Source organism: Vibrio sp. K4, assembly GCF_051122595.1.
In the GTDB taxonomy this organism is placed as follows: domain Bacteria; phylum Pseudomonadota; class Gammaproteobacteria; order Enterobacterales; family Vibrionaceae; genus Vibrio; species Vibrio owensii.
Map to the genome: position 1 here is coordinate 3,463,015 of NZ_CP178577.1, position 13,567 is coordinate 3,476,581.

General features: G+C 46.4%; 11 protein-coding genes, 1 tRNA gene, 1 rRNA gene and 1 riboswitch. Of the genes, 11 read left to right on the forward strand and 2 right to left on the reverse strand.

Annotated elements, in window-relative coordinates:
* The first annotated feature begins 70 nt into the window (after positions 1-70).
* The 10 genes from rrf (at position 71) to thiH (ending at position 9,138) form a co-directional block, all read left to right on the forward strand.
* A 5S ribosomal RNA gene (gene rrf, locus ACLIIY_RS15625) occupies positions 71-187 on the forward strand.
* Between the two features lie 32 nt (positions 188-219).
* Positions 220-296: transfer RNA gene (locus tag ACLIIY_RS15630), tRNA-Asp, on the forward strand.
* 298 nt (positions 297-594) lie between these two features.
* Positions 595-1,977 carry a multicopper oxidase domain-containing protein gene (locus ACLIIY_RS15635; protein WP_434528560.1) on the forward strand — a complete coding sequence of 461 codons (1,383 nt, stop codon included), beginning with the start codon at positions 595-597 and terminating at the stop codon, positions 1,975-1,977.
* A 123-nt stretch (positions 1,978-2,100) separates the two neighbouring features.
* Positions 2,101-2,484, forward strand: a complete 384-nt coding sequence (crcB, locus tag ACLIIY_RS15640) for a fluoride efflux transporter CrcB (RefSeq protein ID WP_005430379.1) — start codon at positions 2,101-2,103, stop codon at positions 2,482-2,484.
* Positions 2,485-2,545: 61 nt separating this feature from the next.
* Positions 2,546-2,644, forward strand: a riboswitch (TPP riboswitch).
* A gap of 165 nt (positions 2,645-2,809) precedes the next feature.
* Positions 2,810-4,750 (forward strand): phosphomethylpyrimidine synthase ThiC, encoded by a 1,941-nt coding sequence (thiC, locus tag ACLIIY_RS15645; RefSeq protein WP_167415547.1) that lies wholly within the window; start codon positions 2,810-2,812, stop codon positions 4,748-4,750.
* Positions 4,750-6,165: a thiamine phosphate synthase gene (locus ACLIIY_RS15650; RefSeq protein WP_434527880.1), complete on the forward strand. Its 1,416-nt coding sequence runs from the start codon at positions 4,750-4,752 to the stop codon at positions 6,163-6,165. The genes thiC and ACLIIY_RS15650 overlap by 1 nt, the downstream gene beginning before the upstream one ends.
* The gene (locus ACLIIY_RS15655; RefSeq protein WP_434527881.1) at positions 6,152-6,925 is read left to right on the forward strand and encodes a HesA/MoeB/ThiF family protein; all 774 of its coding nucleotides are present in this window, start codon (positions 6,152-6,154) and stop codon (positions 6,923-6,925) included. Before ACLIIY_RS15650 ends, ACLIIY_RS15655 begins: the two co-directional genes overlap by 14 nt.
* Positions 6,926-6,963: 38 nt before the next feature.
* A complete protein-coding gene (gene thiS / locus ACLIIY_RS15660; protein WP_005378804.1) occupies positions 6,964-7,218 on the forward strand; it encodes a sulfur carrier protein ThiS in 255 nt (84 codons plus the stop codon).
* A 5-nt stretch (positions 7,219-7,223) separates the two neighbouring features.
* Complete coding sequence (locus ACLIIY_RS15665; RefSeq protein ID WP_005397059.1) at positions 7,224-7,991, forward strand: thiazole synthase; 768 nt, start codon at positions 7,224-7,226, stop codon at positions 7,989-7,991.
* A 34-nt stretch (positions 7,992-8,025) separates the two neighbouring features.
* A complete protein-coding gene (thiH, locus tag ACLIIY_RS15670) occupies positions 8,026-9,138 on the forward strand; it encodes a 2-iminoacetate synthase ThiH (RefSeq protein WP_050937759.1) in 1,113 nt (370 codons plus the stop codon).
* A 121-nt stretch (positions 9,139-9,259) separates the two neighbouring features.
* Here the strand turns inward: thiH and ACLIIY_RS15675 are convergent, their stop codons facing one another.
* The gene (locus ACLIIY_RS15675) at positions 9,260-11,050 is read right to left on the reverse strand and encodes an aminopeptidase P family protein (protein WP_434527882.1); all 1,791 of its coding nucleotides are present in this window, start codon (positions 11,048-11,050) and stop codon (positions 9,260-9,262) included.
* 203 nt (positions 11,051-11,253) lie between these two features.
* Positions 11,254-12,195, reverse strand: coding sequence for a LysR substrate-binding domain-containing protein (locus ACLIIY_RS15680; protein WP_005447244.1), 942 nt, complete (start codon positions 12,193-12,195; stop codon positions 11,254-11,256).
* A gap of 107 nt (positions 12,196-12,302) precedes the next feature.
* On the opposite strand from ACLIIY_RS15680, the gene ACLIIY_RS15685 reads away from it, so the two are divergent.
* The gene (locus ACLIIY_RS15685) at positions 12,303-13,496 is read left to right on the forward strand and encodes a multidrug effflux MFS transporter (RefSeq protein WP_009705199.1); all 1,194 of its coding nucleotides are present in this window, start codon (positions 12,303-12,305) and stop codon (positions 13,494-13,496) included.
* The last annotated feature ends 71 nt before the right edge of the window (positions 13,497-13,567 follow it).

Sequence of the window (13,567 nt, forward strand, 5' to 3'; positions counted from 1 at the left end):
ATGGACTCAATGCAAGAACATTGAATGTGTAAATAGAACTTAACATCAGTTTTCCGAATTAAAGAATTTGCTTGGCGACCATAGCGATTTGGACCCACCTGATTTCCATTCCGAACTCAGAAGTGAAACGAATTAGCGCCGATGGTAGTGTGGGGTTTCCCCATGTGAGAGTAGGACATCGCCAGGCTTTAAATTTAGACTTAAATGTCTAACCAGTGCGGAGCGGTAGTTCAGTTGGTTAGAATACCGGCCTGTCACGCCGGGGGTCGCGGGTTCGAGTCCCGTCCGCTCCGCCACTTATTTAGAAAGCCTTGCTAGAAATAGCAAGGCTTTCGTCGTTTCTAGAGTTTTCAATCTCCTACTTGCTCTAGCCTTATTTACCATTAAGCTCCCTCCTTCTTAAACCGATCTCTTTTACTTGCTTGCTATACGTGTGTAGGTGCTCACTATCTTGTTAGTGGCCATTAAGTATAGATCTTCCTTTATAATATCTGAATCTAAGCATTATGACTGCACATCTTTAAAAGATAACTGAGAATCATTATTAATATTTAGTTACACTCACATCAATTGGAATAATGAGTGACTAAATACATGGATATATCTCGTCGACGCTTTCTTCAATCTTCCCTAGCGATCTCTGCGCTTACCGTTCTGCCTGCATGTTCTCTATCTAAGAGCACTAACAAACAAGGTCAGCGTATATACGACATCACTGCAGAGCCTTCTACTGCTGAATTGGTACCAGGTTTTACCACGGATGTACTTGCGTTTAATGGCTCGATTCCAGCGCCTACGATTCGTTGTCGCCAAGGCGAGAAAGTTATTATTCGGTTTACTAACAAGCTTTCAGAGCCGACTACAATCCACTGGCATGGCTTGCGAATCCCTATTGAAATGGATGGTGTCCCTTTCTTGAGCCAGCCGCCTATCATGCCGGGTGAAACATTCGTTTATGAATTTACACCGCCAGATGCCGGTACATTTTGGTATCACCCACATATGAATAGTGTAAAGCAGCTTGGTATGGGCTTAGTTGGGCTAATCATCGTTGAAGAGGCAGAGCCTGATCAGTTTGATGAAGAGCATGAAGTCGTCCTCAAACATTGGCATATAGACAAGCAAGGTCAGTGGAAGAACCTTATGGTGCCGCGCTTGAGTGCTCGTATGGGAACCCCAGGAGAGTGGAGTAGCGTCAATGGTGTTCATGAACCTGTTTATGCGTTGAAGCAGAATGCAACAACGCGACTAAGAATTGCTAATGTCGATAACACCATTACTTACCCGATCGCTATAGAAGGTGCAGAGGCTTGGGTTATTGCTATAGATGGTAATCCTGTTAAAACGCCTTATAAGCTCACTCAGCACAAAATTGGTCCGGGAATGAGGTTAGATGTCGGATTGATTGCTCCGAAGGCTGGAGAACGTGTTTATGTGCGTCAAATGAAAGGACGCTTCCCATTCCCTTTGTGTGAGTTTGATATTGTTGAGTCTGACCTGCCGAGTAATCAGAAACTGCCTTTATTGCCTCTTAACCCTGTGCCTGATCTTGATTTGGAAAATGCTGAGCAAATTGATTATGTGTTTGAATGGGAGGGGGCGGTCACTCCTGCCGATAAATCGGGCAAAGCGATACCTAAGTTTTGGCTGATGAATAAACGAGCTTGGGAGGGAATGAGTAAAGATAATATTCCAGCACCGCTTTCAACATTGGAGATGGGAAAAACCTATATTTTCAACCTTAAGAACGTCACCCAATATCATCATCCTATTCACCTTCATGGACACACATTTACTGTTCTTGAGTTAGATGGCAAAAAACTCGATGAACCGTTTCATACCGATACGGTCTTGCTTGGAAAAAACGGCAGTGCGAAAGCGGCATTTGTTGCAGATAACCCAGGACGTTGGATGTACCATTGTCATGTGATCGAACACATGAAGACGGGGTTGATGGGTTATATTGAAGTAAAGTGACTCCTGTAACTTTTTAAATCTTGATAAGTTTTAAGCGCTATACTTTGCTGAATTCTAAGATTGTATAATCACTATTGCCGTAAATTTGATTACAATGTCGCCATTAACTTTTCTGGGGGAATTATGGGACAACTATCCGTTTTGGGTTTTATTGCATTGGGTGGCGCATTTGGTGCATGTTCTCGTTACTTAATTTCTGAACTTTGTGTGATGCTACTCGGTCGTGGCTTTCCGTACGGTACATTGACCGTGAACGTTGTTGGCTCATTTATTATGGGTCTACTGATTGCTGCGTTTGAAACTGAGTTGATGGTCACTGACCCATGGCGTCAAATCATCGGTCTTGGTTTTTTGGGCGCATTAACCACATTCTCTACTTTCTCGATGGATAACGTGTTGCTTATGCAGCAGGGCGCTTTCTTTAAGATGGGATTGAACGTACTACTGAATGTCGTGTTAAGCATTTCAGCTGCGTGGATTGGTTTCCAATTATTGATGCGTAGCTAGCAAAAATACTCAAATCTTAATCAGGTCGGCTTGGTTTAACCAAGCCGTTTTTATATACTGATTTTACTTGTCGGAGTGCCATAAGGCTGAGACCGTTAATTCGGGATCCGTTGAACCTGATCAGATTAGAATCTGCGAAGGGAACAAGAGAAGATATCTACACCAGGGTTCTATCTGGTTGACCTATCAAATAGTCGAATGTTGTTATAGACGAAGAGTACTTGCTCAATCTGTCCTTAATTCGATTCCTCTTGTCGCATCTATCCGCCAAGCATTTTTATCCCAATACTTTTTATCTAAGCATAACAAAGCAAGGAAAAATGCTATGTCGAGTCGCAAGCAAGCGAGACTGGAAGCAAAACAGTTCATTGATACACTCTCGGTACAACCGTACCCAAATTCAGCCAAAGTCTACGTAGAAGGTTCACGTCCTGATATTCGTGTGCCAATGCGTGAAATATCACTCGCTGATAGTCTTATCGGAGGCACAAAGGAAGCGCCTATTTTCGAGCCTAATGAGCCAGTACGCGTTTACGATACCTCGGGTGTATACACAGATCCAGAACACACCATAGACCTCTACAACGGCTTACCTAAGCTGAGAGAAGGGTGGATTGAAGAGCGTGCCGATACTGAGCTACTTAATGAAGTAAGCTCGGTATACGCCAAAGAGCGCCTAGAAGATGAAACGCTAGACGATCTTCGTTACGGTAATCTACCACGTATTCGACGTGCTAAAGATGGGCAGTGTGTGACCCAGTTGCACTACGCTCGCAAAGGTATTATCACCCCAGAAATGGAATACATCGCTCTACGTGAAAATATGGGCCGCGCTCAATACCGCGATGAAGTGCTGAATCAACAACATCCGGGTCAAAGCTTCGGAGCGAATCTTCCAAAAGACATTACCGCCGAGTTTGTGCGTAAAGAAGTCGCCGAAGGTCGCGCTATTATCCCTTCTAATATCAACCACCCAGAATCCGAACCAATGATCATTGGACGTAACTTTTTGGTCAAAGTGAACGCCAACATTGGTAACTCATCGGTCACTTCTTCGATTGAAGAAGAAGTAGAGAAACTTGTGTGGGCGACACGCTGGGGTGGCGATACCGTTATGGATCTCTCTACTGGACGTAATATTCACGAAACTCGTGAGTGGATTCTACGTAACAGTCCGGTTCCTATCGGTACCGTACCTATGTATCAAGCGCTTGAGAAAGTGAATGGTGTTGCTGAAAACCTTAACTGGGAAGTGATGCGCGATACTCTGATTGAGCAAGCAGAGCAGGGTGTTGACTACTTCACTATCCATGCGGGTTTACTACTTCGCTATGTGCCAATGACTGCAAAACGCGTTACTGGCATCGTCTCTCGTGGTGGTTCTATCATCGCGAAATGGTGTTTAGCGCATCACCAAGAAAGTTTCTTATACACCCATTTCCGAGAGATCTGTGAAATCTGTGCTAAGTACGATGTCGCACTATCTCTTGGTGATGGTCTGCGTCCTGGCTCGGTTGCTGATGCTAACGATGAAGCGCAATTTGCAGAGCTTCGTACTCTTGGCGAATTGACCAAGGTTGCGTGGGAATACGACGTACAGGTGATTATTGAAGGCCCTGGTCATGTTCCAATGCATATGATCAAAGAGAACATGGAAGAGCAGTTAGAGCACTGTCATGAGGCTCCTTTTTATACCCTTGGTCCATTGACGACAGACGTCGCTCCAGGTTACGACCATATTACTTCAGGCATCGGCGCTGCCATGATTGGTTGGTATGGCTGTGCAATGCTTTGCTACGTAACTCCTAAAGAGCACCTTGGTTTACCAAACAAAGAAGACGTGAAAGTAGGCATGATCACTTACAAGCTTGCTGCGCACGCCGCTGATTTGGCGAAGGGACATCCTGGTGCACAAGTTCGTGATAATGCGCTTTCTAAAGCTCGCTTCGAGTTCCGTTGGGAAGACCAATTTAACTTGTCGCTCGACCCAGATACTGCTCGTGCTTTCCATGATGAAACCTTGCCTCAAGAGTCCGGCAAAGTTGCTCACTTCTGTTCGATGTGTGGACCAAAGTTCTGCTCGATGAAGATCTCGCAAGAGGTACGAGAGTATGCGAAAGACACTGAGCAAGTTGCTGCGGACCAAGCTATATCGATCAAAATGCTGGATGATCCTCTTGAGGGGATGCGTCAGAAATCGCAAGAATTTAGAGAGTCAGGTTCTGAGCTATACCACCCAGCAGCACATGCCGAGGTAAGTGACTAATGAGCAAAATCCTTATTCCGTCATCATTGATTGAACTGACTGGTTTAGTTCAGCAATGTTTGTTGTTGGCGAAAGAACAGGGTTTTAGCATCGAAGACATTGAGTTGGGTGTGAGCCCAACTCAATCTATTCAGCTTGTTCGCGACCAACAGACCACACGCATAACGACAGACCTTATTGATGGTTATGACTCTGAGAATGAGAGTTCATTTGTGCTCTATTACCGCTCTGCTTTATCGGTAGAAGCGTGTGCTAAGCAACCGTCGAAAGCGATTTATATTGGCATTGCTGATACGCAGGTTTCCGATGAAAAGGAGAAAGTGCTTCAGCTTGATATCTGGCGTCACCCAATTAACAACGAAGTGAGAGCGCTTTCCGTTAAGTCCAAATTCAACGCAATGTTCGCTCCCAAATATCACCTTGCTTGGATAGTAACGCTGACAGTACTCGATTTTCCTATCGAAGATGCGTTAACACTTGCTCGAGGAATGTTAACTCAACAAGCGAATGTTTCACGTGAAACACTGTTGAATGACAATCTTGACGAGGGAAGATCTACTCAGTGGGCTGACCAATTTGATGATTTCCCCACACCTGTACTGGAAGATAACCGACTAGGTATTCAAGTTGGTTGGTCTGCACAAGGCGAGAGCGTTAGCTTTCCAACTCTGACTAAGCAAAGTTTAGGGCTCTATCCAGTCGTTGATGATGTTGCTTGGATTGAACGTCTATTGCCACTAGGCATCAACACTATTCAACTGCGAATCAAGAACCCACAACAAGCCGATTTAGAACGACAGATCATTCGAGCAATTGAGCTAGGTCGTCAGTATCAAGCACAAGTGTTCATCAATGACTATTGGCAGTTGGCAATCAAGCATGGCGCTTATGGCGTTCACCTAGGACAAGAAGACATAGAAGAATCGAATTTGGCTCAGCTAACTAAAGCCGGTATTCGTCTTGGTCTTTCTACTCATGGTTATTACGAACTACTGCGCATCGTACAAATTCATCCTAGCTACATCGCGCTAGGGCATATTTGTCCAACCACCACAAAACAGATGCCATCGAAACCACAAGGCTTGGTGCGCTTGGCACTTTATCAAAAGCTGATTGATAGCATTCCTTACGGAAACACAGAGTCGGTTTTCCATCCTGCAAAAGAAAAAGCAGATAGTGACTATGTGCTTGGCTTTCCGACGGTCGCGATTGGTGGCATTGACCAATCTAATGCAAACCAAGTTTGGCAAACAGGTGTTTCTAGTTTGGCAGTTGTGCGTGCTATTACGTTGGCAGAATCACCTCAATCGGTCATCGAGTTCTTCGCACAACTGATGAAGGAAAGACAGCTAACGTTTACTGATCAGAATAGTGAATTGGCGGATACCAAGAGAGGCGAGCATGCTCACGGATAAGCAGTTCCTTCGCTATCAGCGCCAACTCGCTCTGCCTGAAATTGCCGAAATTGGGCAAGAGCGTTTGAGCAAATCGCATGTGCTGATCATCGGTTGTGGTGGGTTAGGGAGCGCAGCGAGTTTGTACTTGGCATCAGCGGGTGTTGGTAAATTGGTTGTGGTCGATGACGATGAAGTTGATAGCAGTAACCTACAACGTCAGATCATTTATCGTGAACAAGACCTCCAAGTTGCGAAAACAAAAGCGACTGTAAAGCAACTCAATGAACTTAATTCTATGGTCCAAGTTCGTGCTCTCAATAAGCGATTAGACAAAGCACAGCTCCAGCTTGAGGTGATGCTGGCGGATGTGGTGCTCGACTGCACCGATAACATGCCAACGCGCCAGCTAATTAACCAAGTTTGTTTCGAGCAAAATACGCCGCTCATCTCGGCGGCGGCAATTGGTTGGCAAGGCCAATTCGCTGTCTTTGATTACCAAACACCAAGTGAACAAGAAGCGCAGAGTAAAGCCTGTTACCGCTGTTTGTATCCGTTCGACGAATTACCGCAAACGCAAAAGTGCAGTGAGAGCGGTGTCGTCGGTCCGGTGGTGGGTACACTTGGCAACTACCAAGCGATAGCGGCAATTCAAAAACTGGCGACGGGAAAGTTTCATGTCGAGACGGCCAAGTTACACCTGTTCGATGGATTGAAGCTGCAATGGCAAACCATGGCGATAAGTAAAGATAAACAGTGCCAAGTGTGTGCTCAGATTTAGTTTACGAGTAATGGGCAGAATTAAGAGAGTTGGAAGCGATGACGTTATCAGAACAACAAACAACACAAATGACCGCTGCTGACTTAGATGTGATCACTATTGTCATCAATGACCAGTCACATCAAGTTGCCAGTGAGTCAAATCTACAGCAAATCATTAGTCAATTTGCGCTGCCTGAAATGGGCTGTGTTTTTGCAATTAATAACAATGTTGTGCCGCGCAGTGAGTGGGCTAGCACAGTTCTTTCACAGGGAGATAGCATCTCTTTGTTTCAAGCGATCGCAGGGGGTTAAAGTCGATGCTTAAAATTGGTGATAAACAATTCGAATCAAGACTGTTCACGGGAACAGGGAAGTTTGCCAACAGCCGATTAATGGCAGAAGCGATTCAAGTATCGGGTTCTCAACTTGCGACCATGGCGTTGAAGCGTGTGGATGTGAACGACCAACAAGACGATATTTTGCTGCCGTTAGTACAAGCGGGCGTGAACTTATTGCCGAACACCTCAGGTGCAAAGAATGCTAAAGATGCTGTGTTTGCAGCACAATTGGCGAGAGAAGCGTTAGGTACAAACTGGCTAAAACTGGAAATTCATCCAGACCCGAAGTACTTGATGCCCGATCCAATTGAGACACTTGCAGCCGCTGAGCAACTGGTTCGTGAAGGCTTCATCGTCCTTCCTTACTGTCATGCTGACCCGGTTCTGTGTAAACGATTGGAAGAAGTAGGCTGTGCCGCGGTCATGCCATTAGGTGCGCCGATCGGTTCCAACAAAGGGATAGTTTCTCACGATTTCCTAGAGATCATCATCGACCAAGCTAATGTTCCAGTGGTTGTTGATGCGGGTATCGGTGCACCTTCACATGCCGCGCGTGCGATGGAAATGGGAGCGGATGCCGTGCTCGTCAATACTGCGATTGCAGCTTCGAGCGATCCCGTTGCGATGGCAAAGGCATTTAAGTTGGCGGTAGAGTCGGGGCGTATGGCTTATGAAGCCGGACTTGCTGGTAAGGTTTCTCATGCGGTTGCGTCCAGTCCACTGACGTCATTCCTAGATGAGCTTTAGTCCTAGATTGGTTTAGCTATTAAGCGAGGAAAACATGAGCTTCGTTGAACAATTTAAGCAGCTGAATTGGGATGACATTTCGATGTCGATCTACGCGAAAACGGCACAAGATGTCGAGCGAGCATTGAATAAACCCAAGCGTGATTTGGAAGACTTTAAAGCGCTAATTTCACCAGCGGCTGAAGCGTACTTAGAGCAAATGGCGCAGCTGTCATACTCGGCAACTCGCAAGCGTTTTGGTAATACCATGTCGCTTTACATTCCACTGTACCTTTCTAACTTGTGCGCCAATGCTTGTACTTATTGTGGCTTCTCAATGGAGAATAGAATCAAGCGTCGTACCTTGAATCGGGACGAAGTGGCAGCAGAAGTTGAAGCCATCAAGCGCATGAAGTTTGATAGCGTATTGCTGGTGACTGGCGAACACGAAACCAAAGTGGGCATGAAATACTTCCGCGAAATGGTGCCGATGATTAAGAAGCGTTTTAACTACTTGGCGATGGAAGTGCAGCCGCTAGATCAAGGCGAATACGCAGAGCTCAAGACATTGGGTTTGGATGCGGTGATGGTCTATCAAGAAACGTATCATCCTTCGACTTACGCCGAGCACCATTTGCGTGGCAACAAGATGGATTTCGAATACCGATTGGATACACCCGATCGTCTTGCAAAAGCGGGTATTGATAAGATCGGTATCGGTGCTTTGATAGGTTTGGAAGAGTGGCGTACCGATTGCTTTTATGTGGCAGCGCACTTGGACTATCTAGAGCGCACATATTGGCAGACTCGTTACTCGATTTCTTTCCCGCGTTTACGTCCTTGTGAGGGCGCGCTCCAACCAAAATCAGTCATGACGGATAAGCAGCTTGTTCAGTTGATTTGCGCTTATCGTTTGTTGAATCCAGAAGTTGAGTTGTCATTATCGACTCGTGAATCACCGAAGTTCAGAGACAACGCATTACCGTTAGGTATTACCAGTATGTCTGCGGCATCGAAAACTCAGCCGGGTGGTTATGCGATGGATGATGTTGAACTCGAGCAGTTTGAGATCAGCGATGAGCGAAGCGCGGGTTCTGTGGAAGATATGATTCGAGCGAAAGGATTTGACCCAGTATGGCGAGATTGGCACTCAGCGTATTCTGGTTAAGTAGCAAAGAAAGCCACTGGTCATCGTTATGTTTCACGTGAAACATAGGCAAAAAAAGAGGGTTGATGCAAAACATCAACCCTCTACTTTTTTCTAGCTTCTAGCTTCTAGCTTCTAGCTTCTAGCTGTGTGCTACTGGTAGCGTTGCTTGACGAAGCCACTCTTTCACATCACCTTCAACTAGCGGGCTGATCTCATCCCATACCTTCTGATGGTAATCATTCAGCCAAGCAAGTTCTGGACGAGTTAGCATATCAACGTTGATGTTGCGCTTGTCGATTGGACAGCGTGTTAGCGACTCAAATGATAGAACAGGGAAGTCACCGTTAGTCGGAGTTTCAACAACAAGCTCTAGGTTCTCGATACGGATACCAAACGCATCTGCACGGTAGTAACCTGGCTCGTTGGATAGCACCATACCTTCTGTTAGAGGCACATCGATTTGCTTCTTCGAAATGCTCGCTGGACCTTCATGAACACTTAGGAAGTGACCAACACCGTGACCAGTACCATGATCGTAATCGTAGCCTTCCGCCCATAGGTGCTGACGAGCTAGCGTATCGATTTGGTAACCACGAGTGCCTTTCGGGAAACGTGCACGTGCAACACCGATGTGACCTTTTAGTGCGAGAGTGAATTGTTTAATCATCTCTTGTGAAGGCTGACCGATCGCAATTGTACGCGTGATGTCTGTCGTACCATCTAGGTACTGACCGCCTGAATCCACTAGGTAAAGTGTGTTCAGTTCTAGCTTGCCAGGTTCAGGTTGGTTTTCGTGGTTGTAGTGACACATTGCCGCGTTGCCGCCCGCAGCTGAAATGGTATCGAAGCTAAGATCCATAAGTGTCGGGTCTTCGCTACGGAACGCTTCCAGTTTGTCTGCCAGCGTCGCTTCATCATGCAGGTTACCAGCAACGACTTCAGCATCTAACCAAGATAGGAACTTGCTCATCGCAACGCCATCACGGATATGACATGCTTTCATGCCTGCGATTTCAACTGCGTTCTTCGCCGCTTTTGGCATTAGGCATGGGTCAGCTTTACTCACCACTGATGCGCCAGCATTTTGTAGAACCAACTTAAACCATGCGTTACTTGTCGCAGGGTCAACCAGTACATTCTTGCCAGTTAGAGTTTCTAGTCGTGCTTGTAATGCTTCTGGGTGATGAACTGTTACGCCAGAACCAACGTGAGCGTCAAACTCAGCAGGTAGACGTGCTGGATCTAGGAAGTATTCCACGCTTGAGTCTGAATGCAGAATCGCGTGAGAAAGCAGAACTGGTAGGCGTGATACATCAAGACCACGAACGTTGAGCAACCAACAGATAGAATCAAGTGCTGTGATCACTGCGCTGTCTGCGCCGGCTTTTTTCACGAGCTCTGCGATTTCTTGGCGCTTGCTTTCACTTGATTGACCAACCGCTTCTGTTGCCATTAGGCGAACATCAGAAACCACAGGTGCAGGGCGGTCGTGCCACAGCTCATCAATTGGGTTGCTGTCGAGAATCTTAAGCTCAAGTGCACCTGCAAGTTTTGCTTGTGCCATGTCTAGCCAAGCAGAGTTGTGCATGCGAGGGTCGATTGCAACAGACGCGCCTTTTGTAAGGTGGTCTTTAATCCAATCTAGTGCAGGCTCTTCAATCAGGTGACGGTATTCGAATAGATCAGCAGGAACCTGCTTAGTGACTTGTACCGTGTAGCGACCATCAACAAAGATAGCGGCTTTGTCTTTGGTGATCACCGCAGCACCAGCAGAACCGGTAAAACCAGTTAGCCAGTGTAAACGCTCGTTGTGCGCTGGTACGTATTCGCCCAAGTACTCGTCTTCATGTGGGACAAGTAGGGCATCAATATTATGTTGTGCTAGCCATTCGCGAATTGCATTCACGCGGCTTTGGGTATCGTTGTGCATCTGTGTTATTCCTTCAAATTACCGCTCCTTCATGCTCAGGTGTGGGAGCTGTTTCCATCTGCTTCATGCAGTTTACGATTCCATTGAGGTTCGCAATCACTTCAATAGAGTCGGAGTACAACAGGCCATAGATGAGCCAAAAAGGACTATCGACTGTTAAGCTACTCATTTTACCGTAAGAGCGCAAATCACGTCCGGGATTTTTATCTAAGATGATCGGTTTTTTGCGTGATCATGGTACGTAGCCAAGTTAAAGCTGGGTCATTTTCTCTGTCTCGGTGCCAGAACAAAGTGTAAGCCATTGGCGGGAATTCGAGTGGCAGCGGTAGTAATGCCATGTCGTGTTGTTTGGCAGCCAGCTTCACAAAGTGGCTTGGCGCGGTAAACACAAAATCAGTGTAAGAACACAAACTGGCGGCACTGTTAAAGTCCGGTACGGTGACTGCGATATCACGTTCGCGACCAATGTCGGCTAAACGATAGTCGAGCAACCAACGGTCGTTGCCATCACAACGCACCTGTACATGACGCAGGGCTAGATAAGCCTCTAAGTTCCAATTACCACGCAAAGCCGGGTGGTCTTTACGCACGATACACATTTGGTGGTCACGATAGATCTCCTGTTCACAAATGTCATCTGGCGGCAGCATAGTCAGCTTAGCGTCGTTGATGTCGATATCTCGACCTGTCATGCCTAAATCGATTTCACCGCGTTGAATCATCTTGAACGTTTGTTCCGACCAAGAGTGGGTGCTTATGGTCACGCCTGGTGCTTGTTGGAATATTGCTGGCAAGAAGTGGGGCAGAATGAGCGGGTAGACACTCTCCACTGCTGCGATTTGAAAACGGTACTCACTGCTTTGTGGCGAGAACTCTTCGGGTTGAGTCAGTACCTCAAGTTGGTTTATCAACAGATCCAGTTTCGGTTTAAGGAACAATGCGCGCGGTGTTGGCGTCAATCCGTGTGAGTTTCGAGTGAATAGGGGATCATCAAATTGGGTACGTAATTTCGCTAAGGATTTGCTTACAGCAGACTGACTCAAGCACAGTCGGTGGGCGGCTCGGGTGACATTCAACTCTTCAATCAGCACTTTAAAACAGACCAGCAAATTGAGGTCGATGCGTGCCAGTTTCTCTACGTTCACAGTGATTTTCCCTATTGGAATAATGGTCATGAGTATACATCATTTCCATTCATATCATCAGATGATTAAGCTTTGCTCAAAAGTTCTTGTTCAATTTGGAGTGTTTTGTGTCTAGCCATATTACAAATAGCAAAAAACAGATGGCGCTGTTGACCATGTTAGTTCTGTTCAGTCCGCTTGCGATTGATATCTATCTACCTGCTTTGCCTCTTATCGCGTCCACTTTTCAGGTAGAAAATGCATTGGCACAAGACACCATCACTTGGTTCCTATTTGCTATGGGTGTTGGTCAGCTATTCGCTGGTCCCTTGGCAGATAAACTCGGACGTCGAACTGTTGCATTGGGAGGCATCACCATCTACGCATTGAGCGCTTTATTGGCGTGGAGTGCTCAAAATATTGAGTGGATGTTGGCGGCTCGCTTGCTACAAGGCTTAGGTGCATGTGCAACATCTGTAGCAGCCTTTGCAACAGTTCGCGATATCTTTGGTCCGGAAAAAAGCGGCAAAATGATCAGCTACCTTAACGGCGCGATCTGCTTTATCCCGGCACTGGCACCGATTCTTGGTAGCTGGTTAACCCAACAATTTGATTGGCGTGCAAACTTCAGCTTTATGGCCGGTTTCGCTGTGATTGCGGGTGCGATGATGTTCCTTGGAATGAAGGAAACCAACCCTGCAACAGAAAAGCAGGCGGTATTTAAACTAAGCCGCTACTGGGCAGTCTTGAGCACACCATCATTCATCTTCCACGCTTCACTGTGTTTGATGGCGATGGCAGTCATTCTTGCTTACGTGACTTCAGCTCCTGGCGTTCTAATGACAGGCATGGGCTTGTCGATGAATGAATTCACCTTCTGGTTTGGTCTGAATGCAGCGTTCAACATTGCGGCTTGTATGCTTGCGCCTAAGTTCATGGATCGTTGGGGCACACACAATTCACTGGTTGTTGGTATCAGCTTACTGGCGATTTCTGGTGTGATCATGATGGTGATGAAAGAGCACAACACGGCGCTGTCTTTCATGCTACCAATCTTTATCTCATCGGTTGGCTTTGCTTGGATTCTTGGCGCGGCAGCTGGTAAAGCGTTAGAACCGTTTGGTGATAAAGCGGGTACTGCGGCTGCACTACTTGGTTTGTTCCAAATGAGTGGATCTGGTTTGTTGGTGGGTACGCTACAGCGTTTATCACTGGATCCACAAACTCTGATCGCGATTCATATGTGGGTATTGCTTCCAGCTTTGGTGATTCTGTTTAGCAAAGCAGGTAAGAACTGGCATGCGAAATTGGCGAATGCGTAAAACTCGGTAATTTAGTATTTTCCAATGTACCTAACGCGTGTATATTTGTCGTTCAAACTTTTCTCGACACC

Bases quoted from the DNA above. Each gene is read 5' to 3' on its own strand.
- ACLIIY_RS15635 (WP_434528560.1), top strand. From the start codon at position 595: ATGGATATATCTCGTCGACGCTTTCTTCAATCTTCCCTAGCGATCTCT.
- crcB (WP_005430379.1), top strand. From the start codon at position 2,101: ATGGGACAACTATCCGTTTTGGGTTTTATTGCATTGGGTGGCGCATTT.
- thiC (WP_167415547.1), top strand. From the start codon at position 2,810: ATGTCGAGTCGCAAGCAAGCGAGACTGGAAGCAAAACAGTTCATTGAT.
- ACLIIY_RS15650 (WP_434527880.1), top strand. From the start codon at position 4,750: ATGAGCAAAATCCTTATTCCGTCATCATTGATTGAACTGACTGGTTTA.
- ACLIIY_RS15655 (WP_434527881.1), top strand. From the start codon at position 6,152: ATGCTCACGGATAAGCAGTTCCTTCGCTATCAGCGCCAACTCGCTCTG.
- thiS (WP_005378804.1), top strand. From the start codon at position 6,964: ATGACGTTATCAGAACAACAAACAACACAAATGACCGCTGCTGACTTA.
- ACLIIY_RS15665 (WP_005397059.1), top strand. From the start codon at position 7,224: ATGCTTAAAATTGGTGATAAACAATTCGAATCAAGACTGTTCACGGGA.
- thiH (WP_050937759.1), top strand. From the start codon at position 8,026: ATGAGCTTCGTTGAACAATTTAAGCAGCTGAATTGGGATGACATTTCG.
- ACLIIY_RS15675 (WP_434527882.1), bottom strand. From the start codon at position 11,050: ATGCACAACGATACCCAAAGCCGCGTGAATGCAATTCGCGAATGGCTA.